The sequence below is a fragment of the Cellulomonas triticagri genome, assembly GCF_003696205.1.
Taxonomy (GTDB): Bacteria; Actinomycetota; Actinomycetes; order Actinomycetales; family Cellulomonadaceae; genus Cellulomonas; species Cellulomonas triticagri.
Map to the genome: position 1 here is coordinate 39029 of NZ_RFFI01000001.1, position 24644 is coordinate 63672.

Genomic DNA, 24644 nt, shown 5'->3' on the forward strand with positions numbered 1-24644 from the left:
CGATCGTCGCGTGCAGCACGACCTCGTCCTCGACGGCCACGGCGTCCGCCTGGTCCCGCTCGCCCCCGACCACGCGCCCGCGCTCGCCGCGTTCGTCGACGACCGCATCTGGGCCGGGATGTCCTCCGCCCTCCCGGTGGGCACCGACGACTGGGTCGCCGAGGTGGAGGCCGCACGCGCCGCACCCGGCCGGCTCGCGTTCGCCGCGCTCGACGCCGCCACGGGCGAGGTGCGCGGCAGCACCTCGTTCTACGACTGGGAGCCGCGCGTCCCCCGCGTCGAGATCGGGCACACCTTCTTCGCTCCCCGGTGGTGGGGCACCAGCAACAACCCGGCGTGCAAGCTGCTCATGCTCGGCCACGCGTTCGACGTCTGGGGCTGCGTCCGCGTCGCCCTGCGCGCCGACAGCCGGAACACCCGGTCGGTCGCCGCGATCACCCGGCTCGGCGCGGTGCCCGAGGGCGTGCTGCGACAGCACCGGCTCGCGCCCGACGGCTCGCGCGGGGACACCGCGTACTTCTCGGTGCTGCCGGAGGAGTGGCCGGGCGTCCGCGCCGGGCTGCTCGCCCGGCTCGCCGGGGCCTGACGAAGCCCGGGCGCGGTGCGCGCCCGGGCAGGGAACAGCCCGTGGGCCGGGTCCCTCGAGAGGGGCCCTGCCGCGAGGGACGAGGTCGCGGCTCCCACGGGCTGCGGTGACTGCGGGGATTCGCCCGCCGCCGTGCCGGTCGGACCGGCAGGGCGCACGTCCGGATCGAGCAGTCCGTCCGATGTGCTCGGGCGGCTAGCGGGCAGCCACCTCACGCGTCCGGGAAGACTTCATGTCTCGGACCACCTCCTTTCCCATGTGCCTCGACCGTACGCCCGCGTCCTGCGGGCGCCAACGGATTTACCCGAGGGCGGAAGCGGAGGGCGGTCAGCCCGCGGCGCGCTGGGACGGCACGCGCGGCTCGGACTCCAGCCGGTACCCGAGCCCGCGCACCGTGCGGATGCCACCCCGGTCGCCGAGCCGGTCCGCGAGCTTGCGGCGCAGGTTCGCCATGTGGACCTCGATGCTGCGCCGGTCCGCGTCGGTCGGCGTCGGCACCGCGTGCGGGCCGTGCACGGCGACGGCCACCGCGAGCTCGTCCTTCGACACCGGCTGCCCGGCGCGCTCCGCGAGCGCCACGAGGATCTCGAACTCGCTGCGGGTCAGCGGCACCGGGTGCTCGGCCACGCGCACGCACCGCGCGGGGACCTCGACCACGAGGTCTCCGCGCACCAGAGTCCGCCCGCCCGCCTGGCGGGGATCCGTCCCGTTCGCCATCACCTCACGGTAGGGCGAGGCCCTCGATCCCGCGCGGCGACCAGACCCGCCGTCGGGGAGGCGCCCGAGCTCGCCGATGCGGGGACATCGCCTTCCACACCCCTGACCTGCGCGGTCGCCGAGCGGCCTGGGTGCCAGCACCTCACCCGCGAAACCCGAACCTCAGGATCCCTGACACGACCGGGTGAACCGCCGATGAGCCCCACGTTCTGACTCAGGCACGGGGAACGGTCCCCGTCCGACAGGGGGAGTTCCCATGCGCACACTGCGCGACGCAGGGCGGGGCCGCGTGCGGCGGCCGGTGGCCCTGGCAGCGACCGCGGTCATCGCGGCGATGCTGGTCCCGGCGGGTGCGGCGGTCGCCGACACGCCGGACGCCGGCGAGACCACCACGACCACCAGCACGACCACCACGACCGAGCCGGTCGAGGTGCAGACCACCGAGACCACCGAGCCCGTCGAGACCACGCCCGGCGAGGACGCCGGCGAGGGCACCGACGCGGGCACGGTCACCACGACGAGCACCACCGAGGGCGGCGAGGAGAGCGAGGGCGGCGGGGACGACACCGTCGTCATCGTCCCCGAGGACACCGAGACCCAGCCGGTCGACGTGACCCCGGCCCCCGGCGGCTCCTCCGGGAACCAGCAGTCCACCTCCGGCCAGTCGGGCCCCGAGGAGCTCCAGCAGATGTGGGGCTCCTTCGACTTCAGCGGCCTGACCACGAACGAGTGGGACGAGCCGGTCGCGACGACCGGCACCCGGATCAACGCGATCCCCGTCGACTGGCCCGCCGGAGCGGTCATCGACGTCGACTGGTGGTCCGGCGCGCGGCACCTCGCCGACGGCCTGCGCTACACCCCGACGTCCGACGACCTCGGTCAGATGATCGAGATCGCCTGGACCGTCACCGCCGACGGCTACGAGCCCTCCAACGGCGGCATGTCCGTCGCGTCCGACACCGTCGCCGGCCTCGAGAAGATGTACGGGCAGATCGACGTCTCCGGCGCCACGGGCGAGTACGGCGACAAGGTCGCCTACGTCGGCCGCACGCTGGTGGCCTCGCCGGACGCCGGCTGGCCGGCCGACGCGCAGTTCGTCTGGTCGTGGGAGGTCGACGGCGTGGAGCGCTCCACGACCAACGCCTTCACCCCGAGCCTGCAGGACCTCGGCCGCGACATCTGGGTCTACGTCGACGTCACCGCCCCCGGCTTCCAGCCCGTCTCGACCGGTGTGAACGCCGCGTCGACGGTGATCGACGTCCCGCCGATGCCGCACGGCTCGGTCGAGGTCGCCGGTCTCGGCGAGGACGGCCAGACCGTGCTCGGGCGCACGCTGACCGCCTCGGCGAAGGCGTGGCCCGCCGGTTCGTCGTACGTCTACACCTGGCGTGCCGACGGCGACGTGCGTGCCACGGGTGCGACGTACACCCCGACGGCCACCGACCTGGGCAAGTACCTCGAGGTCCAGCTCACCGTGACGAACCCGGCCTACCAGCCCGGGTCGGACTGGCACTGGGCCGGCACCGTCGTCACCACCCCGACGGTCAAGGTCCCCGCGACCACGGTCGTCGTGGGCGACCAGGCGCTGCTGCCCGTCACCGTCTCCGGCCCGAAGGGCGGCCCCGTGCCGACCGGCCAGGTCGAGGTCAAGCTCACCCCGCGCGGCGGCGGCGACGCGATCTGGCTGGCGTCGCAGACGCTCGACCACGGCACCACCGGCTTCGTGGTCGCGGACGTCGCGGTCGGCGTCTACGACGTCGAGGCGTACTTCCAGTCGAAGCAGATCATCTGGAACCGCGTCGCCCTCCTGGACGCCGGGCCGGCGCACAGCCCGTACCTCAAGGCCACGGGCACCGGCACCCTGACGGTCACGGCCCTCAAGCCGGCCGTCTCCGCGCCGGGTGCGGTCCGCACCGCCGTGGCGACGGCGGCGTCCTTCGACGCCTCCGTGTCGCTCAAGGGCCAGCCGTTCTCGACGGCCTGGACCGTCCGCGAGGGCTCGACCGTCCTCACCCGGGGCGAGTCCGGCAAGCAGGGCACCTTCTCGGTGACGCTGCCGGTGCTGTCCGTCGGCACGCACACCCTGGTGCTCGACGTCCCGGCGACCGCCTGGTCCGCGGCCGCGTCGACCACCGTGGTCGTCACCGTGGTCGGCGAGCCCGCCCGGACCGGCACCACCCCGACGCAGGGCACGACGCTGGACACCCCGGCGGCCGCCACGACGCCGGGTCAGCAGATGGAGCTCGTCGCCGAGGGCTTCCTGCCCGGTGAGACCGTCGCGTTCTACCTGCACTCGGAGCCGATGTTCCTCGGCACCGCGGTTGCCGGTGCGGACGGCGTCGCCCGCCTGCTCGCCACGATCCCGGCGGGTGCCCCCACGGGTGCGCACACCGTGATCGCGACCGGCGGCACCTCGGGCCGCTGGGCCACCCTGGCCGTCGAGCTGGCCGTCCCGGCGGCCACGCCGGTCGCCAACCCGGTCGCCGCGGCGCCGGTCGCCACGGCCCCGGCCGCGCTGGCCGTCACCGGCTCGCAGACCGGCTCGCTCATGACCGGCGCGTGGCTGCTGCTCCTGGTCGGCGGGGGCCTCGTGCTCGTCGCCCGCCGGGTGCGCACCACCCGCTGAGCCACCCGCACCACCGACGGCCCCTCGTCCCGCCACCCGGCGGGGTGGGGGGCCGTCCGCGTGTCAGCAGGTCTCCAGCACGTACCCGTCGTCGTCGGGGGTGCGCAGGTCGCGGTCGCGCAGGATCGTCGACGTCGGGCGCTGCGGGTCGGCGCAGACCCCCGACCAGTCGTCGGCCTCGTACTCGATGTCCACGACCGCGTCGCCGTAGACGTCCGTGTACGCGGCGCACTCGTCGTACTGCAGGCACTCCTCCGCGACCGCGAAGTCGAAGCCCGCCTCGTCCCGGCCGCGGGTGCCGAGGTCCGGGGCGTTCTTCTGCCCGACCGCGAGCCCGGCGGCGTGGCCGACCGCGACCAGCCGGGCCGCGAGGTCCACCGCCCCGTCCTCGGTGAGCCGCCCGTCCGACCGGGTCCACGAGTCCAGGTTGTCGAGCTCGACGGCGTCGAAGCCGCGCTCCGCGCATGCCGTGACCTGCGCGCCGACGACCCCCGCGATGGCCGCGCGCTGCTCCGCCGTGGAGGTGTCGAGCAGCAGCTCGTCCGGCCAGCCCGGGTCGATGACCGGCTCGCCGTCGTCGTCGCGCAGCACCAGGTCCGGGTGGTCCGCCAACCACGCCTCCCGCTCCGCGGGCTGCGTCTGGAACCCGTTGACGTAGCAGCCGGACCACATCCCCGGCTCGGGCACGTCGGTCACGTCCCGCACCACGCCGCCGATGCCGGCGGCAGGCGGGTAGCCGCCCCCGAGCTGGTAGTCGACCACGGCCCCGGCAGGAGGACCTGCCACGTCGTGGGTGGCCGTCCCCACGCCCGTCGGCGCCGGGAGGGTGACCGCGGGGCTCGTGACCGGCGGGGCGTCGGGGGTGACGTCCGGGGCGGCGTCGCCGCACGCGGCGGTCAGCACCAGCACGACCGCCGCCACCGCGACCGCTCGTGCCGCTCGTGCCCCGTCGTCCCGTCGCACCCGCATCGTCCGTCCCTCCGTCGCCCCGGCGTCCCCGTCCGGGGTACCGCCCCCGCAGTATGCGACGGCCCGCGCCCGCTGCGACGTGCCGGTCCGGGTGAGACCGGAGCACTCACCCGTGCAGTCACACGGGCCGGGTGCGGAACCCCTCCCGCCGCGCGGCGGGCTCCGGCACGATGGGGGCATGGGTCTGCTCTGCGACTACTTCGTGGCCCCCACCGACGACGCCGCGGCCGGGACCGTCGACCTGGTGGGCGGACCCGGTGCCGCCGTCGCCGCGTCCCCCGACCCGCGCGGCCTGCTCTACCGGACCGGCCGGCCCGCGACGACCGCGACGGACCCCGCGTTCCCGACCGTGCCCGGCAACGGCGTCGAGCCGGTCGTCCAGATGGGCACCCTGGAGGCGCTGCTCACGGGCCGGACGTTCGACGAGGTCCTCGAGTCCGCCCGTCGCGACCCCGTCGCGCTGCGCGACGGCGGCGAGCGCCTGGTGCTCCGCCTCAACGACCCGCTCGCGGACGCGCTCGCCACCGCCTCCGACGACCGGCTCGCCGAGGTCGCGGGGCCGTGGTCGCGCACCGACGAGTTCTGGGGCGACGCCGACCCCGACGCCCTCGCGTCGTTCCTGCTCGACCTCGCGGCCCTCGCACGCGGCGGGCGCGAGCGCGGCGAGGCGCTGTACTGCTGGGTGTCGGTCTAGCGGCTCGCGGGGTCCCGCGCCTCGTCGCGCGCGGCTGTGCCAGGGGTGCCGCGCACCGCCTCGGGCTCCAGCGTGTCCAGGAACGGCGTGACCAGCCGTCCCTCCGGGGTGCGGCGGCTCGTCATCACGTGCCGCTGCACCGATGTGTCGGTACCGACACATCCAGAAATGTCCCGGTACCGACACATCTAACTCTGGATCAGCCGTCGACGACCCGCCCCACCATCAGCCCGCCGGGGAGCGCCATCACCCACGGGTCCAGGTTCGAATCCGGTGTCGCGGTCAGGGTGCCCCTCGAGAACGCGAACTCCACCGACGCACCCACCTGGCGAACGGCGACGAGGTCGGAGTCGATGAGGTCGCGCGCGACGCTCTCCATGTCGTCGTCCTCCCAGTCCAGGTCCCTGCTCCCGATCCTGCCCCGCCACGGGCACGCCACCGTGAGGTTCCACTCGCGTCCAAACAGCGTCAGGATGGGGCTCTGAATCTCAACGCCCTCGACGGGCAGGGGAAGCGCTTCGAGCAGATGCGCGTCGACGAGCGGCCGCGATGCGGACGACATCAGAGCACCGTCGCCAGCGAGTCCAGGGCCGCGAGCGGGTCCGGGCCGGTGGGGGCGAGCACGACCGCGTCGACCCCGGCCGCGCCGATCTCCGCGAGCCGGGCGCGGGCCTGCTCGGGCGTCCCGACCACCGCGAGGGCGTCGACCCACGCGTCCGGCAGCGCCTGCGCGAACGCCGCGCGGTCCGGGGTCCGCTCGCGCAGGTCGCGGAACTCCGCCGCGAACGGCAGCGGGTCGATGTGCGGCGCCCACCCGGGGTCGCCGACCCAGGCCAGCGCCGGGCGGGCGGCGTCGCGGGCCGTCGCGGCGTCGTCGGCCACCGCGCCGATGTCGTACGCCACGACGCGGTGACCGGGGACGTCCCCGATCTGCGACCGCGCGGCGCGCGCGTACTCCGGGCCGACGGGCTCGGCGAGGACCGTGCCGTCCGCGCACCGCCCCGCGGCCGCGAGCGAGCGCGGTCCGCGCACCCCGGCCAGCACCGGCGGCACCACCGCCGGAGGCGACTCCAGCCGGACGCCGTCCAGCCGCACGTAGCGGCCGTCGACCGTCACCTCCTCGCCGCGCAGCAGGGCGCGCAGCGCGGTGACGTACTCCTTGAACGCCGTGAGCGGGCTCGCGGGCCACGCGCCGGCCTGCCGCATCCAGTCCGGCATCCCGTGGCCGATGCCGAGGTGCAGGCGGCCGGAGAACAGCTCGGCGACGCTCGCCGCCTCCATCGCCGCGAACGCGACGTTGCGCGCGCCGACCGGGAGGATGCCGACGCCCACCCGGATGCGCTCGGTCACCGCGAGCGCCGCGGCGGCCTGCGCCATCCCCCCGCGGAAGCCCAGGTCCTCGACCACCCACAGCTCGGCGAAGCCGAGCGCGTCGGCGCGCCGCGCGTAGGGCAGCACCTGGTCGGCGGGCAGGTCGCGGGGCAGCAGCACGCCGACCTCGGGCGCGACGGGGCGGCTGGCGGCGGGGGTGGCGTCGGCGGCACTCATGGGGACGACTGTACGCAGCGCCGCGGTGGCGGCGGGGGCGTGCGCGCAGGTCAGGGCGACCCGCCCTCGACATGAAGGACCGTGCTCGTCCTCACCCGCCCGGCCGGACCGGGAACGACAGGTGCGTGACGCCGCGACCCGGCACGACCGTCGTGGGGTCGCCGAGCGCGACCGGGGCGCCGTCCGTGAAGTACGGACGGCCCTCCCCCAGCACGACCGGGACCAGGTCCACGTTCACCGCGTCCAGCAGCCCGGCCCGCAGCACCTGCGTGGCGATGGTGCCCGCCGCGACGCCGACGACCTTGTCCCCCGCGAGCTCCTGCGCGGCGGCGACCGCCTCGGCGACGCCCTCGTGCATGACCACCAGGTCCGGCGACCCGAGCGCCGCCGACCCCGTCACCGGGCGGTGCGTGAGCAGCACGAACGGCACCCCCAGCGGGTGCGTGCCGCCCCAGCCGTCGGTGAGGTCGAACAGCTCGCGCCCGACGACCAGTGCACCGAGGCTCTCCCGCCACGCCAACCAGTACGCGGCGCTGGCCTCGGTCAGCCGGAACGGCGGCAGGTCGCCGGCGTTCTCGACCACGACGTCGCCGCCGTCGTACCACCCGAACAGCTCGTCGACGCCGTGGTCGCGGCGGGCGATGAACCCGTCGAGCGACGCGGTCGCCGAGGCGATCACCTGGCCCATGGCTCGACGGTAGACCTCGGTGCCGGGCGGGGCCCGTCAGACCTTTGCGTGCCGGGCGCGGCCGAACCCGTACACCCCGTACGCCGCGAACCCGAGCGCCACGAGGGTCAGCAGCACCGGGCCGAACGGCAGCCCCGCCAGCGCGTGCAGCGCGGCGTCCAGGCCCTCGGCCTTCTCCGGGTCGGCCTGCACCGCCGCGACCACGAGCAGCACCCCGACGACGCCGAGTGCGCCGCCCTTGCCGATGTACCCGACCCGCCCCGCGCGCCGCACCCACGTCCCCGGGCGGGACTCCAGGTCCTCCAGGAACTTCTCGGTCCAGCCCTTGACCACGTGGTAGACCCCGACGCCGACCACCACGAGCCCGGCCACCCCGACGGCGACCCGACCGAGCCCCGACGACATCAGGCCCGACGTCGCACCGCCCGAGCCCCCGCCCGAGCCGCTGGTCAGCACCGACACCGTCGTCCACGCCAGCACGGCGTACACCCCGGCCTTCGCGGCAGACTTCGCGCGGTCCTTCACCTCGCCCCACGCGACCGCCTCGGTCACCTGCCAGAGCGCCAGCAGCACGAACCCGACCAGCAGCACCCACAGCAGCGCCTTGCCCAGCCCGTTGTCGGCGAGCTGCTGCATCGCCCCGGACTGGTCCGCCTGCTCCCCGCCCGACGTCCACGCGAGCTGGACGGTGACCCACGCGAGCAGCAGGTGCAGCACCCCGCTCGCGGCGTAGCCGAGGCGGGCACCCCTCTCGACGAGCGGGTGGTCCCCGGCGCGGGAGGCGGCCTGCTGCACGTGTCCGGTCATGAGGACGAGCGTGGCATCGGACGAGTGGGCGCGCGCGTCGGGCACGGCCGTTCCACGTGGAACGGCCAGGTCAGGAGGCACGTCGGCTAGGGCCCCAGGTCCACGAGCCCGCAGGTAGCCGTCCGGTCGGAGGGTTCGCCGACCTGCAGGTCTCCCACACCCGACCGCACGTCACCGGTTGGCGTCACCGTTCGAACACGCCGGGTGCCACGAGATCGCACCGTCGGACGGCGCGTCGATTCCGACCGCTCCGATCGAGGCACCTCACGCCCAGCCCGTGATGCGGTCAATCTCCCTCTCGATCGCGATCAGAGTCGCGCGGTCGAGACTCGGAGGCGACCACTCGACACTTACAAAATGATCAATCGCGGCCTGTGGAATCGCAAATCCGTACTCCTCGACATATCGCGCCGCGTCGACCCGCCAGAAATACACGCCGTCCGTACTGAGGGCGGCACCAGCGGGCACGCTGAATCGGCCGCCTATCTCGTCCTCCGTGTACCCCATCCAAGGGACCACGACGGGGCACGAATCGAGGTACTCAACGACCAATCTGCGGACTTCATTTGGCAGAGTTGTCGTCAGGTCGAGGTGCTCAGCCGACCATTCCTCGTCCCCTTCAGGCGCAAATCCGACCAATGGCAAGATCACAGAAACCCCAGTTCGTCGGTTAGAATCGACCCTGCATCAGATGTCCCGTAACTGCATCCAGTCGAGCCTGTCTGGTGGTCGCGAGCACATCGACCCCCAGGAGCTGGGACAGCTCAGATGCAGTTTCCCTACCACCGTGACACATCACGAGTCGTATCGCGCACCCCTGGACATAGTTCGGGTTGTGTGTAATCGCCTCAGCGATCTGGCCAACCCCCGTGACCTCCCCGTTGACGAGAGGGCGCCCGTCCCGAGTTCCGTGAACGATGACGTCGTGCCTGCCGGCCGCCCCGCGGGAACGCTCGAAGTTAGTCAGTGTTCCCTGAACATCGTCGCCGATCGCGGTGGCCGTCTTGCTGTACCGAACGGTAGCGCCCGACGCTGTGAAGGAGTCCCCCATGTAGCCGCCAGACCCACCCGGCCGACTCGCCACTCGGGCGCCTGAACTCAGGGACCCGCGGCTCAGCTGACCTGCGGTGACTTGGGTCGCACCGGATCGTGCCGCAAGCCCGGGGACCACCTTTGACGCAGCGGCCGACACAACCGGCTTCAGCCGAGAAGCCAGCGGCCCGGCAACGGCCCCGAGCGCCCCGCCCACGAGTGTCTCCGTGACGAGCCCTCGCCATGAGAACGGTGACGTCCGCTGCACCTTCGTCCGGTACAGGTTCGATGCGGCACCTCCGGCCGCTCCACCGATCGCGGCGCACCCCACGCTGCCGACCCCCGCCGTGAACGTCAGGCAGGCGGATGTGACCACGACACCGACGACGCCGCCGACGATCTCGGCCTTGTGCTTGTTGACCCACCGCTTCGTGCTGTTCCACGCCGACTTGATCGACCACAGACCCGACGGGTCCCAGTACGCCACCGGGTTGTTGTCCGCGTACGAGTACGCCCCCCACTGCTGCGGGGCTGAGGTGTCGAACACCGGGTCGACGCTGACGAACCTGCCGATCTTGGCGTCGTAGTACCGCGCCCCGACCTGGGTGAGGCCGGTGCTGTCCTGCACCTTGTTGAGGAACCCGCGGTCTCCGGGCCAGGTCCCCGTGGCCGTGCCGCGGGCGTTGCCGAACGGGTCGGTGCGCCGCTGGGTGATCGCCTTGGTGGTGTTGGCGATCGCCATGGTGGCGGTCTGGTGCGGGTCGGCGACGAGCGAGCTCACCGAGGAACCCGACAGGGCGGTGCGCATCGCGACGTTCTGGCCGTTGAAGGAGTAGTACCGGACGGGCTTCACGACCTTGGTGGCGGTGGTGAGCTGGAGCTCCTGGCCGCCGGGGAGGTACACGGTCGTGACGCCGCCCTGCCGGCGGATGAGGCGCTCGCCGTCGGCGGTGTAGAGCGCGGACATCACGGTGGTGGTGCCCTGCTTGACGGTGTCCAGGCGTCCTTCGGCGTCCCAGGTGAGGGTCTGCCCCGGCGACCCGGCCACGGTGCGGGTGGTGGTGTTGCCGGCAGCGTCGTAGCCGTAGGTGCTGGTCGCCGCGCCCTGGGCGCCGGCCTGCTGGACCGTCGTGACGGCGTGCGGGCGGGTCGCGCCGGCGGCCGGGTACGCGTAGGTGCGCGTGGTGTCACCGGCGGCGGTGTGCACGGTCTCCTTGGTGCGGTTCCCCGCGGAGTCCAGCGCGTAGTCGGTCCAGTAGGGCGCGGGACCGCCGAGGGCCGCCACCGTGCGGGGTGCGGAGCAGTCGGCGTTGCCCGGCGTCCACGCCGAGGTGAGCTGGCGCAGCCCGTCGTACGCGAAGCACTGGGCGTCGACGGCCTTGCCGGTCGGCCGGTCCACGACCGAGGTCGGGTTGCCCGCCTGGTCGTAGGTGTAGGTCAGGTCCATGTCCAGGCCCGCGACCCCCTCGCGCTCGACCCAGGTCTTCTGGAGCCGGCGCGTGCCCTCCTCGTACAGGTAGTTGACGAAGAAGGCGGACGTGTTGCCGAGGTCCTGGCGCAGGGTCTCGCCGTAGACGTCGTAGATGGTGTCCGCGACGTAGACGCCCCACCCGGAGCCTCCGGCCATCCACTCCGGCCGGGAGAGCGAGTCGTAGCGCGTGGTGACGGTCTCGGCGCCGAGCCCACCCCCCGCGGGCAGCTTCATCGACTGGATCTGCCCGTCGGCGGTGTACGTGTAGCTCGTCGTGTAGGTCCCGGCGAGCGCCCCCTCGGCGCTGGGCAGGGTCACCGAGGCACCGAGCGGACGCGACGCGTCGTCGTAGCCGGTGACGGCGGTGACGTACGCGGCGGTCCCCACGTACCGGGTGGACGAGGTGACCTGACCCTTCTGCAGCGTGTCGTAGACCCAGCTCGCGCGCAGGGTCCCGGTCGCGGAACCCTCACGGAGCTCGGTCTGGCGGCCGAGCTGGTCGCGGACCGTGAAGAGCGTCGTCCCGCGGGCGTCCGTGGACGAGCGGACGAGGCCCGCGTCGTCGTACGTCGTCGTGGTCGAGCCCTTGTCGGGGTCCTTCTCCGACGTCCGCCGTCCGCGCAGGTCGTACGCGTAGGTCCACGCGTTGCCCGCGGCGTCCTTGACGGACGTCATGTTGCCGGCCTTGTCGTAGCCGTAGGTCACGGCCGTGAACTCGCCGCTGGGGCCAGCACCGAGGTACTGGCGCAGCTCGGTGACCTGGCCGCGCGCGTCGGTGATCGTGGTCTGCGGGGTGCCGCCCTGCGGCGGGTCCACGCTGACGCGGTCGCCACCGTAGGTGGTGGTGCTGCGCCAGACCTCTTCCTCTCCGACGTCCGTGATCTCCGCGGTGGTCCGTCCCGCACCGTCGAAGAGGTAGCGGGTCCGGGACGGGACGGCCGTCGTGGACACCACCAGGGTGGTGCTCGGCGCGCCGTTGGTGAACCAGCTGCCGTGCGTCTTCCAGGCGAGGCCCCGGCTGTCGTAGTAGCTCTCGGTCACGATCCGGCCGGGGGTGTCCTGCGCGGCCGACGGCGACTGCGTCTGCCGGGGCCGGAGCATGCCGTCGTACAGCTCGACGCTCGTGAGGTAGGTCTCGGCCGCGGTCAGCGTGTTGGTCGTGACCGTGTTCGGGGCCGTCTTGGAGATCGTGTAGCCGTAGGTGACGTGCGCGGACTTGCTGCCCTGCGCGCGGCCCGGGTGCCACACCGCGGTGGTACGTCCGAGCGCGTCGACGGTGGACGACGTGACCTTGCCGTTCGGGTCGGTGACCTTGAGCGTGGAGCCCCAGGCCGGGTGCAGCTCGACCTTGGTGACGCCCGCGGTGAGCGGTCCGGCGCCGTCGGGGTCCGGCGCGGTCACGGTCGTGCCGGTGACCAGGCCCGCGGTGCCGGTGTAGGCGGTGGTGGAGGCGCGCCCCATCGCGTCGGTGGCGACGGTCGGGCGGCCGAGCGCGTCGTACGTGGTCGTCGAGGTCGTCGCATACGTCGGCGTGGTGCCCGCGTACGAGGCCAGGACCTGGGTCGCGCTCGGCAGACCCCGGGTGGGCGCGGCACCGTACCCGCCGCCGTCGTAGGCGGTCCGCTCGTCCGACACGACATCGCGAGGACGCACCGGCGTGGTGCCGCACGCGACGGAGACCGTCTCGGTGCGGTGCACGGTCGAGACGACGTGCGCCCCGGTGTTCCGCGCGTACTGGACGCGCGTGCAGCGGTCGTCGGCGGCGGTGGTGACGTCACCCTGGTCGTCGACCTGGGTGACCATGCCGTAGGTGCTGTCGTACGAGGTGACGGTGCGCGTCGTGCGCTTGCCGCCCGGCAGGGCCGGTGCGGTCGTCCGCGACTCGACCGTCCCGGGCTGGAGGAACGTCGCTCGCGTGCCGTCCGCCGAGACGGCGGTGGCACCGGACAGCCACGGGGTGGTCACCGTGCCGGAGAGCTCGGGGCCGTCGAGCCCGTCGTAGGTGATCTCCTCGCGCACGAAGCCGTTGAGCCGCTCGGAGTCGGCGATGCCGTCCACGGCCACCGACCGGGTGCCGCCGCCGGCGAGACGGTCGCCGTCCATGCCGCGGAAGTAGCGGGTGCGCTCGTGCGACCGCTGCTCGAGCGGCGAGCCGGTGATCACGTCCACGGTCGCGTACCCGCGGAACTCGCTCCACGTCCGGTGCGCCGGCGGGAGGAACGGGCTGTCGTCGTAGTGCCACGCGGGGTCGCCGACGTAGCGGTAGGCCGTCTCCACCGCCATGCTCACCGCGTCGTTGGGGTTCTCGACGACGGTGTCCACGACGTACTTGTGGAAGTACTCCTGGATCTCGGGCCCCGTGCCCTCGGGCTGCCAGGTCACCGGGAAGCAGCGGCGGGTGTTGCTGTCCGGCGCACCGGGCACGTTGCCCGCCGCGCAGTCGGGCGCGGAGTAGTTGATCGAGACCGTGCCACCCGACTCCGAGCCGATGGCGGTGACGCGGTAGCGGTTCATCGGCGGCCCGGCGTCACCGGTCACGTCCACGCGGTTGGCCATCTGCTGGCCGCGGAAGGTGACCTCGGGCAGGGTGATCGTCGACCCGACGAGACCCCGGTGGGTGATGCCGTCCAGCCACAGGGCGGAGTTGGTGCGGTCCCCGGTGTCGGGGAACGTGTGCCGCAGGTCCCAGGCGTCGACGTCCTGGTAGGCGGACCCGACCAGGACCTGGGTCTTGATCGTCACGAGGCGCTTGCGGGTGAAGAACGCCGGGGAGGTCTGCTCGGGGCAGCTCGAGGACGACGAGCAGATGAGGTCCGCCGGCACGTCCGGCCACGACTTCGCGTTCGCGTCGGTGAGCTGTCCGGGGTCGCACGTGATGCCGCCCGACGGCAGGCACCGCTCGGCGACCGTGAAGTCCACGCGCGCGGGCGCCGGGGACGCGGACTCGCTGCCGGCGCGCTGCCCGTACTCGATCCGGCTCAGGTAACCGCCGCGCACGTACGACGAGACGCCCTGGTTCAGGTTCCGGCCGTAGGAGTTGGTCTCCTTCTCGTAGACGTACGTCAGGGTGTTGCCGGACGGGTCGACGACGTAGTCGAGGTTCCACCGCCACGTCTGGGTGCACGCCGAGGCCGCGAACGTCCCGGCCGCGCACGGGTCGCCCGGATGGTTGCCGAACACCGGCACCGACCATGCGGAGTTGAGCGGGAGCGGGTCGGCGGCCGACCGCTTGCCCCGGCCGAAGTAGTACTGGGTGCCGTCGGTGGTCGTGACGCGCCAGTACTCGCCGTCGTTGTCGTCGTTCCAGCCACCGGTCAGGCGCTCGACGCGCGACCCGTCGTCGGAGGCAGGGCGCCAGGCACCCGTGGTCGCGTCCTTGACCAGCTCGGTCGTCGACCCGCCGAACACCAGCGTCGCGTTGTCGCTGAACCAGCACAGGTCACCGGTGCGGTGGCCCGCGTTGGTCGCGGCACCGCCCATGTCCTCGGAGCAGGACTGGTACTTGCGCTCGACGTACCCGGAGTCCAGGTTCCAGCCGTCGCCGATCCACGAGGTCTGGTTGTTGGTCGACGCCACGCGGCCGTCGAGCGAACCCGACGAGTAGGACAGGGCCAGCTCGGGCTGCGGGCCACCGGAGACGGGCGGCACCCGCATCGGGTAGGACCAGCTGAAGTCGCCGGTCTGCCCCGAGACCTGCCAGGACGCCGACGGGGACAGCGGGGTCGCGGACCAGTTGCCGGTGGACCCGGAGGTGCCCGCGGCGAGCGCCATCACCCGGGCGCCGCTCGCCGCGACGGTCGCGGACACGGTGCCCTGCTCGGCGTCGTTGGTCGACGCCAGCGGGGTCTGGGTGCGGCACCGGTCCTCGTCCGGGTCGGTGAGCGCGCACCCGGGGAGCTCGACCAGCTGGAGCCGGCTCGACCAGTCCCCGCCGAACGCGTCGGCGAAGCCGGAGTAGTCCACGGAGACGTCGACGGGGGTGCCGTCCACCGACTCCTCGGCGACGACGTCCAGGAGCACCCCCTCGACGCCCACCGCCTGCGCGGCGTCGCGGTCGAGGACCTCGACGGAGACCTCCGGGACGGCGGTGACCGGTCCCGACGCGGTCCGTGCCGCCGCACCGCCGTCGACCGTCGGCGCACCGTCGGCCCACGCCAGGTCGACCACGTCGCCCTCGACCTGCGGCGCGTCGCCGGTCAGCGTCGTCCCGGTGCCCTCCGGCCACTCGGCGGCACCCGCGTCCGCCATCGGCATCTCCGGCAGCGGCTCGACCACGACCCCCAGGTCGCGCGACGGCAGCGGGTCGGTGGTCTCCAGGTCCGGAGCGACCTCCTCGCCGTGCGCCCGTCGCTCGGCGGGCGACATCAGGCTGTCGCCCGCCGCCTGCGCGACACCCGGCGCGACCAGCACGAGCGTGCCGACCAGCGTCGCCACGACCGACCCGGCGACCGTGCGGCGCCCTCGACCCCATCCGTTCATCACGTGCTCCCCTGCAGGTCTGGTGGTCGGGTCAGGCGGCCGGCTCGTTGCAGAGGCGCCGGAGGTCGGACGGGATGATCGCGCCGGTCCAGGAACGGACCTCGCTCACCGCTCCGGTCCACCCGGAGACCCCCGGGGTGACGGTGCTCCCGAGCCGGAACAGTCCCGAGGCGGACCAGCGGCTGGTGTGGGTGGCGCGGGCGCTCTCCGGGACCCCGTCGCTCAGCTCGTCACCGATCGTGCAGACCGCGAGCTCCATCTGCTCGCTTGCCGCGGTCTGCTGGATACCGATGATCAGCGTCCACTGCCCGACCTCGACGGGGACCGTCGACAGGGCGACGTCCAGGTCCGCCTTGGCGGTGTCCGCCCGAGGCATCGAGAACGCCCAGCAGCTCCCCGTCCCGCTGTCGCAGGGGCGGTACCCGAGGTCGAAACCGGCCCTGGTCGTCCCGTCCTGGCTCAGGACGGTCGCCGTGCCGGTGACCGCGTCGGCGCGCACCAGCGCGGACACCGCGTAGTTCTCCGCGGTCTGCACGGGGATGCGGTTGCTGGTCGCCGTCGTCCCGGCACCCAGCACGAGGGCCCGGTCGTCGGGGATGAACCCGGACTCCGCGTACGGTCCGTCGACCCGGGTCGGCGTCCCGGCGATCGTCAGCGGGAACACGTTGCCGGTGGGGCTGACGCTGACCGCGGTGCTCCCGGAGGTCTCGTCCAGCTTCCAGACCGTGGCCGCGGGGAAGGCGACGTTGAAGATGTACGTCTGCGTCGGGCTCGTCCAGCCGGCGCGGTCGACGGACTGGAAGTACAGCGTCTGCGAGCCGGCGTAGGTCGGGCTGAACGACACGGCCGGGCTCCCCGCCGCGGTCGAGAGGTTCAGGGCCGAGGAGTTGAACGAGTACTTGTACGACACGACGTCGGTGGAGCCGCCGTTGGCGAACGTGAAGGTCCCGGCCTTGCCCACGCCACCGGCGGGGACCCCCGTGGTGTAGAGGGAGGGTGTGACCTTAGGTGCGACGGGCCTGACGGTGTCGATCTCCATCTCGCAGGCGACCGCGGCCCCACCGGTGACCCGCGGGTCGACCCCGTTGATCTGGACCCGGTAGATCTTCCCGTTCTGCATGCCGCCGAGCCGGACGGACTGCCGCGTCCCGGAGGCCTGGGCGGCCGGACGCGCGTGCCACAGGATCGGGTTCGAGGTACCGGCGGTGTACACGTCGACGTTGGCCTGGACGGGGTCGCCGTCGGGGTCGGTGAAGATCGCGGAGAGCACCGGGTTCACGACCCGCAGCACCGGTCGGCTCGCCCCCGTCACGCAGGCGGCGGCGGGATCGGCGAACTTGACCTCGGTGGGGCGGTTCGGCGGGCGGTTGAAGCTGATGGAGAGGCCGGCGTCGTTCCGGAAGCGCTTCCAGTACGCCATGCTCCCCTCGTCCACCGCGAGCCCCATGGTCAGCTGGCTCGAGTTCGCGATCGCCACGGCCTGCCCGGCCTCCAGCGCCGAGAACTCCAGCCACCGGACGGGCTGACCGGCGCAGCTCGACTTGTGCGCCACGTTCATGGTCGACTGCGGGATCCACGTGGGGCCGCCCGGCCACGGCGTCGCCGAGCTCCAGTTGTCCACGCGGTACGCGGTCACCGGGCGAGCGGTGCAGTCGTACGAGTGCGTGCCGACGACGGCGAAGGTCGCCCCGGTGATGTGGCTGCCCTCGAGGGCGCCGATCGACGCGAGCCCGCCGAACTTCCAGAGGATCCGGCTGCGGAACGTCGCACTGCACGAGGTGGACGTCGCACGGTTGCACAGGCCCACGCCCTCGTCGGGGTTGAACCGGTACGACTGGCCGAACACGTCGCGGACGGCGGTCCACTCGTTGAGCGACCCGCTGATCGCCGGGTCGATGTACAGCGGCCACACGGTGTCGTCGCCCTCGATCATCCCGCTGTCGGGGGTGATGGAGACGCCGTCCGCGCCCAGGTCGGCCGGCAGGTGGCTGACCTGGCTCGCGAGCGACGGCGCCTGCTCCAGGTCGACGTCGGTGTCACCGGCGGCGTCCGCGGCGCCCTGGGGCGCGTCCGCGAGCATCGCCCCGCTGCTGCGCTGCGCCGCGACGGGGACCTCCGGATGCTCGCGCGAGTCCCACATCGCCGGCATCGGGCTCGTGAACACCCGCTCGCCGTCCCCGTCCACGGCCACGAACCCGCCGTCGTCCTCCTCGAGCGCGAGCCCGTCCGAGGTCTCGACCGGGAAGGTGAGCTCGGCGAGCCGCGGGTCCGCAGCGGCCTCCGGGCTCTCCACCCGCAGGACCTCGGAGAAGCCGGTGGCGTCGCCGTTCACCGTGACGACGAGGTCGACACCGGGCAGCACCTCGTCGTAGGTGATCTGGTCACCCTCGACGCCCGGCGCGGGCAGGTCGAAGGGGACGTCGAACGACAGCGTGTGACCGTCGCGCTCGATCTGGGCGAGCGGGACCCCGGGAGTGCCGTCGCTGAAGACCATCGGGCGAACCGGGGCGGCCACGGTCAGGCCGCCCTCACCCGGCACCACGGCCGTGTCGATGTCGGCCCACTCGCCGCCCACCTGCGTGCGCACCGCAACGGCGGAGACGTCGAGGCGCCAGGTCCCGTCCGCCTGGGCGTAGAGGGTGTTCCACTCCGTGCGCTCGTCGACCACCTCGACGTCGGTGTCGCACGACGACGCGACCAGGCTGGCCTCCGCCGCGTCCGCCGCGGAGGAGGTGCATGCGACCTCCGGTGCGACGGGATCGGCGGTGCTGGTCGGCACCGCTCCGGCCGGGGCCGCCAACGTGGCGACCAGCGCTGCGGTGATCACCGCGGCGCACGACGTGGACACAGCACGAGACACGCGCGAACTCCCCCTGCGGTACCCGGCGCCTGCGCGTCCGGGCATGACGGCGGCACGAGCGAGCACCCCTGCCGCGACCGTCACGAGGTACCACGAGAGTCCTGTGCGCGATCTGTGAGGAACCTAGAGCCCACCTGTCGCTGCTGGACAGCAGCCGTTCGGGTGACGTAGGTCGGACGACCGACCGGATCCGTTCACCCGGTACCTCGCGTCAGCCGGTGCTCGCCTGGGTCCTTCGTCCTCCGCGCCCGCGCAGGGTGACCGGGTGCCGGCGGGGCCGTCTCCGTCGCCCTGCCGCCGGCACCCGGCCGGTCCTGGTCGGGCGCCGTGGTCGGCGCCCGGGGGGTGGGTGCGTCAGTACGTGAAGGCCTCCACGTCGCCCCGCAGCGTCGCCGCGAGCCGCGCGAGCTCGTCCACGGACTGCCCGAGCTCGGCGACGACGGTGGCGGCCTCGGTCGCGGTGCTGGCGACGGACACGATGTTGCCTGCGATGTCGCCGGAGCCCGTGGCGGCCTCCTGGACGCCGCGCGACATCTCGTCGGTGGTGGCGGTCTGCTCCTCGACGGCGCTGGCGATGGTGAGCTGGTAGTCGTTGATCGACGCGATGATCTGGGAGATCTCGCCGATGGCGGTGACGGCGTCGCCGGTGTCGTTCTGGATGGCCTCGACGCGGCGGGCGATGTCCTCGGTGGCCTTCGCGGTCTCCTGGGCGAGCTCCTTGACCTCACCGGCCACGACGGCGAAGCCCTTGCCCGCCTCACCGGCCCGTGCGGCCTCGATCGTGGCGTTCAGGGCCAGCAGGTTGGTCTGCTCCGCGATACTGGTGATGACCTTGACGACGTTGCCGATCTCCTGCGACGACTCCCCGAGGCGCGCGACGCGCTCGTTGGTCGCGGCGGCGGCCTCGGTCGCGCGGGAGGCGACGGCGGCGGCCTCGGTGGAGTTGCGGGCGATCTCCTGGATGGAGGCGCCCATCTCCTCGGCCCCGGCGGCGACGGTCTGCACGTTGCGGGAGACCTGCTCGGCCGCTGCGGCGACGACCCCGGCCTGGTCCCCGGTGGCGCGGGCGCCGCTCTCGACCTGCGCGTTCGCGGCGGCCATCTGCTCGGCGGCGGCCGACAGGGTCTGCGCCTTCTCGACGACCCCGGCCATGGTGCGGCGCAGGGCGCCCTGGGCGACGGCGAGATCGGCGGCCATCTCGCCGATCTCGTCACGGCCGCGCACGGGCGCGGCGACGGTGAGGTCGCCGTGGGCCATCGCGGCGAGCGCGGTGCGGACCCGCTCGACGCTGCACCGCATCCCCGTGGCGACGGCGAACGCGAGGGCGAGCACCAGCGCGAGCGCCGACCCGAGGAAGGTCACGATGAGCACCGTCGAGGTGCGGGTCTGGGTCTGCGCGTCGGCCGCGAGGTCGGCGGCCTGCGCGATGAGCGCCTGGTCGAGCTCGTCCAGGTCACCGGCGAACGCCGAGGCCATCGGCACGGAGACCTCGGCGAGCAGCCGCTCGTAGTCGTCGGACTCGGGCGCCGCGAGCGCCGCGGGGGTGAGCTGCGCGTCCCGGGCGTCGAGCCAGGCGGCGTAGTCGTCCAGGAACGCCTGCCACGCCTCGTGGTCGGCCTCGGGGGTCGCGTTGAACTCGTCGATCTTCTCCTGCATCCCGGCGTCGTTGTCGGACTGCTTGGTCAGCCACTCGTCCTTGCCCTCCGGGGAGGTGACGGCGGCGAGGTTCGCGAGCGTCATTCGGGCGGCCTGCTGCTTGATGTGCACCTGGGACCGGATGTACACCGGGCCGGACTGCAGGGCGGCGAGGTCGGCGGTGGCGTCGGCGAGCGACCGCAGGGACGACACCGCCATGACCCCGGTGCCCGCGGCGACGACGCCGAGCAGCGCGACCACCGCGAGGAACTTGGTGCGGATCGACCAGTCGCGCGGGTGCGGGCGACGTCGGTGCGCCGGGGTCGCGGCGGGGCGGTCGGGGGCGGCGGTGCTCATCGGGTGTCTCCGTGGGTCGTCCTCGTCGGGCACACCGCCCGACGAGGGCCCGATCGCGCGCGCCGGACGTCCGCTGAGGGGGGTCACCGGGTGAGACGGCCCACACCGGGCACCGTTCGTGCAGGTCGGGGCCTCGTGACCCCAGGCACAAGGGACCTCCGGGGTCCTGGCGGGTGAAAACCGGCCCTCAGATCCAGCCGCGCTCCTCGGCCGCGAGGACGGCCTGCTGCCGGGTCGCGACGCCGATCTTGCCGAGGATCGAGGACACGTGGTTGCGGACCGTCCCCGGGGACAGGTGCACGGTGGCGGCGATCTGCGCGACGGTCTCGCCGCGGCGTCCGGCACGCAGCACGTCGAGCTCGCGGTCGGTGAGCGGGCTGCGCTCGTCCGCGAGGGCGTCGGCGGCGACCTCGGGGTCGACGTAGCGCCGCCCGTCGGCGACGAGGCGGATCACCTCGGCGACGTCCTGCGCGGGACGCGACTTGGGCAGGAACCCGTGCACGCCGGCCTGGAGCGCGCGGCGCAGCACCCCGGGGCGCGCGTGCCGGGTGACGACCAGGCAGCGGGTCGGCACGGTGCGGGCCAGGCGCTCGGCGGTCTCGATGCCGTCCAGGCCCGGCATCTCCAGGTCGAGCAGGCACACGTCGGGCCGGGTGCGCTCGGCGGCCGCGAGCGCCTCGGCCCCGGACGCGCACTCCGCGACGACGTCGAGGTCGGGCTCCAGGCGCAGCAGCATGGCGAGCGCGCTGCGGATCATCTCCTCGTCGTCCGCGACCAGCACCCGGATCACGCGGCACCCCCCGCGGGGACGGCGACCGTCAGCGCGAAGTCCGCGTCGGCGCGGACCTGCACCGTCCCGCCGAGCGCAGCGATCCGCTCGCGGATCGCGGCCAGCCCCGTGCCGTCCGTGCCGTCGGCGTCCGGCGCGGGGCCGGGGCGGCGGTCGTTGGTGATGGCGTAGACCCAGCGGTCGGCCTCGCGGCGCAGGCTGATCCGCGCGCGGGCGCCGGCGCCGTGCTTGAGCACGTTGGTGACGCTCTCGCGCACCAGGGGGCCGAGGACGTCGGCGGGGGCCTGCGCGGCGTCCGGCCCCAGGTCGACGCGGACGTCGTGCCCGGCGGCCCGCAGCAGGTCCGCGGCGTTCGCGAGCTCGTCGGGCAGCGGCACGCCCCGGAACCGGGTCGCGAGGTCCCGCGTGCCCGCCCGGGCCTCGTCCACGGACGCCCGGGCGGTGCGGATCTGCTCGGCGGCCGCGGCCGGGTCGTGCTCGATGAGCCGCTCGGCGAGCTCGAGCTGCAGTGCGACGACCTGCAGGTGGTGCCCCTGCAGGTCGTGCACCTCCCCGGCGAGCCGCAGCCGCTCGCGCGTCGCGGACAGCGCCCCGGCGGTGGCGCGGGCGCGGTCGAGCTCGCGCACGACGTCCCACCACCACAGCGAGAACGCGCACAGCGTGGGCAGCGTGAGCAGCAGCGTCGCGGCCACGCGGGACAGGTCGGGCCCCTCGGGCGCGTCGGTGCCGAGCCGGGGCGCGTCGACGACCCACAGCGCGACGAGCAGCAGCGTCAGGACGACGGTCAGCCGCCACCGGATGCCCGGCGGCCACCGCAGCAGCCCGACGAGCACGGCCAGCAGGCCGACGCCGAGCATCCACGACCCGGTCGTCACGCCGAGCAGCGCGGACCCGACCGCCCCGGCCACGAGCACCCCGAGGGTCCGGCGCCGGTGCCGTCCGTCCCGGGTGTCGTCGTGGTCGGCGCTCGCCGGGTAGTCGCGGACGAGCAGCACGACGGCCCCGACCTGGAGCACCGCGCCGAGCCCGGCGAGCACGGGGGCGGCGGGCAGCACGTGCTCGGGCGGCAGCCCGGCGAGCCACAGCCACCAGTACCCGACCACCATGACGTCGAGCACGACGACGCCCGCGACGGTGTACCACCAGGTCGCGCGCACCCAGCCGGCGAGCGAGATCCGCGTGCGGGTCATGGTCCCGACCGTACGGGCATGACATCCGTCATGGGCGGGCGAGCGCGACCGCACGGAAGCCGGTGACGTCGCGGTACTGCCGCCGCACCCCGGTCCTGACGTCGGATGGACGGTGTCCGGAACACCCCTCGTGACACCGACAGGAGGCCCCACCGTGGCCGACTTCTTCACCGACCTCGTCCCGCAGTTCCAGGAGTTCGTCGCCGGGCTCCCCGAGTGGTTGCAGCCCGCGGGCGTCGCGCTCGCCGGCGCCGTGCCCTTCGTGGAGGGCGAGGGCGCGGCCGTCGTCGGCGTCCTCGGCGGCATCCCCACCCCGCTGGTCGTCGTGGCCGCGATCCTCGGCAACGTCCTCGCCGTGACGCTCGTCGTGCTGGTGAGCGCCGGGACCCGCAAGGCCGTGGTCGCCGCGGCCCGGCGCGGGGACGCGCCGCCCGCCCCGCCGAGCGCGCGCCGCGAGAAGTTCGACCGGGCGTTCGCGCGCTACGGCGTCGCGGGTGTGTGCCTGCTCGGTCCCCTGCTCATCCCGACGCACTTCACCGCCGCCGCGCTGACCGCGTCCGGGGTGTCCCGCGCCCGGGTGCTGGCGTGGCAGGCCGTCGCGATCACGCTGTGGACCACCGGGTTCGCGCTGGTCATCACCGGGGTGATCCGGTTCGCGGGCTGACGCCGTGTGTTTCGGGCCGGGAAACTCCTTCCCGCACCCCTTGGCGGGCCCCGACCGGGCGGGCATACTCCGAGTTGGTCACATGACCATCTTCGGCCCCGCCCGGAAGGACCCGCCCGATGCGCCGCATCCCGCCAGACCAGCGTCGTGACGAGCTCGTCGCCGCCGCCGTCCGGGTCATCGCCCGGTCCGGCGTCGCGGGCGCCACGACCCGTGCGGTGGCCGCCGAGGCCGGGATGCCGCTCGGCGCCATCCACTCGGTGTTCGGCTCCCAGGACGACCTCATGCGGGCCGTCGTGCAGGCCGTCACCGACGAGGAACGGCTCACCGCCGAGATCCGCACCGCGGACGCCACCTCGCTGGAGGCGGCCCTGCGGTCCGGCCTGGAGTCCTACGTGGACCTGCTCGAGGCCGACCCGCAGCGCGAGCTCGCGCTGCTGGAGCTCGCGCTGTTCGCCCGGCGCCAGGACCCGGACGGGCAGATGCGCGACCAGTGGCGCACGTACTACGCCACGGCGCGCGACCTGCTGCGCTACGCGGCGACGCTGACCCGCACCGAGTGGACGACCCCGGTCGAGGCGCTCGCCCGGCACCTCGTGGCCGTCCTGGACGGCATGACCACGACCTGGCTCGCCGACCACGACTCGGCCGCCGCCCGCGAGACCGCGGCGTTCGCCGCGGCGGCCCTGGCCGCCCACGCCCGCCCGGCGCACGCCGGCGCCGCACCCGTGGTCCCCGCCACCCAGGAGGCGGGCCGGTGCTGACCGAGACCGACCCGCGGGTCCTCGCCGAGATCAACCTGCGCGCCGTCCTCGGCGCCCTGCCCCGGCTGGTCGACCTCGCCCCCGACGCGCGGACGCTGCTCGCCGGGCTCGACCGCCCCGTCACGCTGACGTTCACCGTCCTCGGCGGGAGCACGGCCCGGTTCCGGTTCGCCCGGGACGGCATCACCGCCGCGCCCGCCCCCGGCGCCCCCGGCACCTCCGCCCGGCTGCTGCTGCGCTCCCCCGCGCACCTCAACGCGGTGATCGACGGGACGTCCCAGCCCGTCCCCGTCGCCGGCCCGGCCGGCCTCCGGTTCCTCACCGGCACGTTCACCCCGCTGAGCGCCCTGCTGTCCCGGTACCTGCAGCCGTCCGACGCCGACCTCGCGGACGAGGCGTTCGCCGCCGCGAGCCGCGAGCTCGTCGTGCACGTCGCCGTCGCCGCGCTCGTCGTCGTCGCGAACGAGGACCGCGCGGGCCGGTTCAGCGCCGGGCAGATGCCGGACGGCGACCTCGACGTCGAGGCGGGCGACGACCTGCGGTACCGGGTGCGGATCACCGGGCACCGGCTGCGCCTCGTCCCCGTCGACGGCACCCCCGCGCGGGCCACGTTCCGGTTCGCGGACCTGGTGACCGCGGGCGACGTGCTCGCCGGGCGGGAGAGCGCCCTCGCGTGCGTCGGCGACGGCCGCATCGCCCTGAGCGGCTACATCCCGCTGGTGGACAACGCCAGCCGCGTCCTCGACCGCGTCGGCCAGTACCTGTGA

The 24644-nt window shown here is 73.9% G+C and carries 19 protein-coding genes; 6 read left to right on the top strand and 13 right to left on the bottom strand.

All coding sequences use genetic code 11. The annotated features are described in order from the left end of the window. Nucleotides 1-10 precede the first annotated feature (10 nt). On the top strand, nucleotides 11-586 hold the full coding sequence (locus tag EBM89_RS00170; RefSeq protein WP_122147442.1) for a GNAT family N-acetyltransferase: 576 nt from the start codon (nucleotides 11-13) through the stop codon (nucleotides 584-586). Nucleotides 587-913: 327 nt separating this feature from the next. On the opposite strand, the gene EBM89_RS00175 is transcribed toward EBM89_RS00170, so the two are convergent. Then, nucleotides 914-1303: a winged helix-turn-helix domain-containing protein gene (locus tag EBM89_RS00175; RefSeq protein ID WP_122147443.1), complete on the bottom strand. Its 390-nt coding sequence runs from the start codon at nucleotides 1301-1303 to the stop codon at nucleotides 914-916. A gap of 256 nt (nucleotides 1304-1559) precedes the next feature. Between EBM89_RS00175 and EBM89_RS00180 the strand changes: the two genes are divergently transcribed. Beyond that, nucleotides 1560-3929 carry a hypothetical protein gene (locus EBM89_RS00180; RefSeq protein ID WP_122147444.1) on the top strand — a complete coding sequence of 790 codons (2370 nt, stop codon included), beginning with the start codon at nucleotides 1560-1562 and terminating at the stop codon, nucleotides 3927-3929. Between the two features lie 63 nt (nucleotides 3930-3992). Here the strand turns inward: EBM89_RS00180 and EBM89_RS00185 are convergent, their stop codons facing one another. Beyond that, the gene (locus EBM89_RS00185; protein ID WP_122147445.1) at nucleotides 3993-4898 is read right to left on the bottom strand and encodes an endo alpha-1,4 polygalactosaminidase; all 906 of its coding nucleotides are present in this window, start codon (nucleotides 4896-4898) and stop codon (nucleotides 3993-3995) included. 178 nt (nucleotides 4899-5076) lie between these two features. On the opposite strand from EBM89_RS00185, the gene EBM89_RS00190 reads away from it, so the two are divergent. Continuing rightward, complete coding sequence (locus EBM89_RS00190; protein WP_122147446.1) at nucleotides 5077-5592, top strand: hypothetical protein; 516 nt, start codon at nucleotides 5077-5079, stop codon at nucleotides 5590-5592. Here EBM89_RS00190 and EBM89_RS20950 read toward each other — a convergent pair. From EBM89_RS20950 to EBM89_RS00240, 11 genes are all read right to left on the bottom strand, one after another. Then, a complete protein-coding gene (locus tag EBM89_RS20950) occupies nucleotides 5589-5732 on the bottom strand; it encodes a hypothetical protein (RefSeq protein WP_158609418.1) in 144 nt (47 codons plus the stop codon). The two genes, EBM89_RS00190 and EBM89_RS20950, sit on opposite strands and share 4 nt — an antisense overlap. 59 nt (nucleotides 5733-5791) lie before the next feature. Next, nucleotides 5792-6154 carry a hypothetical protein gene (locus EBM89_RS00195; RefSeq protein WP_122147447.1) on the bottom strand — a complete coding sequence of 121 codons (363 nt, stop codon included), beginning with the start codon at nucleotides 6152-6154 and terminating at the stop codon, nucleotides 5792-5794. Further along, on the bottom strand, nucleotides 6154-7140 hold the full coding sequence (locus tag EBM89_RS00200) for an LLM class flavin-dependent oxidoreductase (protein ID WP_122147448.1): 987 nt from the start codon (nucleotides 7138-7140) through the stop codon (nucleotides 6154-6156). Before EBM89_RS00200 ends, EBM89_RS00195 begins: the two co-directional genes overlap by 1 nt. Before the next feature lie 91 nt (nucleotides 7141-7231). After that, complete coding sequence (locus EBM89_RS00205) at nucleotides 7232-7828, bottom strand: dihydrofolate reductase family protein (RefSeq protein WP_122147449.1); 597 nt, start codon at nucleotides 7826-7828, stop codon at nucleotides 7232-7234. A gap of 36 nt (nucleotides 7829-7864) precedes the next feature. Further along, nucleotides 7865-8635: a DUF1206 domain-containing protein gene (locus tag EBM89_RS00210; RefSeq protein ID WP_233571436.1), complete on the bottom strand. Its 771-nt coding sequence runs from the start codon at nucleotides 8633-8635 to the stop codon at nucleotides 7865-7867. Between the two features lie 264 nt (nucleotides 8636-8899). Next, the gene (locus tag EBM89_RS20855) at nucleotides 8900-9142 is read right to left on the bottom strand and encodes a hypothetical protein (RefSeq protein WP_147463396.1); all 243 of its coding nucleotides are present in this window, start codon (nucleotides 9140-9142) and stop codon (nucleotides 8900-8902) included. Nucleotides 9143-9305: 163 nt separating this feature from the next. Further along, nucleotides 9306-15617, bottom strand: coding sequence for an RHS repeat-associated core domain-containing protein (locus EBM89_RS00220; protein ID WP_122147451.1), 6312 nt, complete (start codon nucleotides 15615-15617; stop codon nucleotides 9306-9308). Between the two features lie 31 nt (nucleotides 15618-15648). Further along, the gene (locus tag EBM89_RS00225; protein WP_147463397.1) at nucleotides 15649-18477 is read right to left on the bottom strand and encodes a LamG-like jellyroll fold domain-containing protein; all 2829 of its coding nucleotides are present in this window, start codon (nucleotides 18475-18477) and stop codon (nucleotides 15649-15651) included. A gap of 354 nt (nucleotides 18478-18831) precedes the next feature. Further along, nucleotides 18832-20469, bottom strand: coding sequence for a methyl-accepting chemotaxis protein (locus EBM89_RS00230; protein ID WP_122147453.1), 1638 nt, complete (start codon nucleotides 20467-20469; stop codon nucleotides 18832-18834). Nucleotides 20470-20656: 187 nt separating this feature from the next. Beyond that, a complete protein-coding gene (locus EBM89_RS00235; protein WP_122147454.1) occupies nucleotides 20657-21259 on the bottom strand; it encodes a response regulator transcription factor in 603 nt (200 codons plus the stop codon). After that, nucleotides 21256-22449, bottom strand: coding sequence for a sensor histidine kinase (locus EBM89_RS00240; protein ID WP_122147455.1), 1194 nt, complete (start codon nucleotides 22447-22449; stop codon nucleotides 21256-21258). Before EBM89_RS00240 ends, EBM89_RS00235 begins: the two co-directional genes overlap by 4 nt. Nucleotides 22450-22603: 154 nt before the next feature. Between EBM89_RS00240 and EBM89_RS00245 the strand changes: the two genes are divergently transcribed. The 3 genes from EBM89_RS00245 (at nucleotide 22604) to EBM89_RS00255 (ending at nucleotide 24644) form a co-directional block, all read left to right on the top strand. Then, on the top strand, nucleotides 22604-23113 hold the full coding sequence (locus EBM89_RS00245; protein ID WP_122147456.1) for a small multidrug efflux protein: 510 nt from the start codon (nucleotides 22604-22606) through the stop codon (nucleotides 23111-23113). Between the two features lie 119 nt (nucleotides 23114-23232). Beyond that, a complete protein-coding gene (locus tag EBM89_RS00250) occupies nucleotides 23233-23877 on the top strand; it encodes a TetR/AcrR family transcriptional regulator (protein WP_233571437.1) in 645 nt (214 codons plus the stop codon). Beyond that, nucleotides 23871-24644 carry a hypothetical protein gene (locus tag EBM89_RS00255; RefSeq protein WP_122147457.1) on the top strand — a complete coding sequence of 258 codons (774 nt, stop codon included), beginning with the start codon at nucleotides 23871-23873 and terminating at the stop codon, nucleotides 24642-24644. Before EBM89_RS00250 ends, EBM89_RS00255 begins: the two co-directional genes overlap by 7 nt.

Excerpts from the sequence above, each read along its gene's own strand:
- EBM89_RS00250 (WP_233571437.1), top strand. The coding sequence starts at position 23,233 with ATGCGCCGCATCCCGCCAGACCAGCGTCGTGACGAGCTCGTCGCCGCC.
- EBM89_RS00210 (WP_233571436.1), bottom strand. The coding sequence starts at position 8,635 with ATGACCGGACACGTGCAGCAGGCCGCCTCCCGCGCCGGGGACCACCCG.
- EBM89_RS20855 (WP_147463396.1), bottom strand. The coding sequence starts at position 9,142 with ATGGGGTACACGGAGGACGAGATAGGCGGCCGATTCAGCGTGCCCGCT.
- EBM89_RS00200 (WP_122147448.1), bottom strand. The coding sequence starts at position 7,140 with ATGAGTGCCGCCGACGCCACCCCCGCCGCCAGCCGCCCCGTCGCGCCC.
- EBM89_RS00195 (WP_122147447.1), bottom strand. The coding sequence starts at position 6,154 with ATGTCGTCCGCATCGCGGCCGCTCGTCGACGCGCATCTGCTCGAAGCG.
- EBM89_RS00185 (WP_122147445.1), bottom strand. The coding sequence starts at position 4,898 with ATGCGGGTGCGACGGGACGACGGGGCACGAGCGGCACGAGCGGTCGCG.
- EBM89_RS00175 (WP_122147443.1), bottom strand. The coding sequence starts at position 1,303 with ATGGCGAACGGGACGGATCCCCGCCAGGCGGGCGGGCGGACTCTGGTG.
- EBM89_RS00240 (WP_122147455.1), bottom strand. The coding sequence starts at position 22,449 with ATGACCCGCACGCGGATCTCGCTCGCCGGCTGGGTGCGCGCGACCTGG.
- EBM89_RS00230 (WP_122147453.1), bottom strand. The coding sequence starts at position 20,469 with ATGAGCACCGCCGCCCCCGACCGCCCCGCCGCGACCCCGGCGCACCGA.
- EBM89_RS00180 (WP_122147444.1), top strand. The coding sequence starts at position 1,560 with ATGCGCACACTGCGCGACGCAGGGCGGGGCCGCGTGCGGCGGCCGGTG.
- EBM89_RS00220 (WP_122147451.1), bottom strand. The coding sequence starts at position 15,617 with ATGAACGGATGGGGTCGAGGGCGCCGCACGGTCGCCGGGTCGGTCGTG.
- EBM89_RS00205 (WP_122147449.1), bottom strand. The coding sequence starts at position 7,828 with ATGGGCCAGGTGATCGCCTCGGCGACCGCGTCGCTCGACGGGTTCATC.
- EBM89_RS00190 (WP_122147446.1), top strand. The coding sequence starts at position 5,077 with ATGGGTCTGCTCTGCGACTACTTCGTGGCCCCCACCGACGACGCCGCG.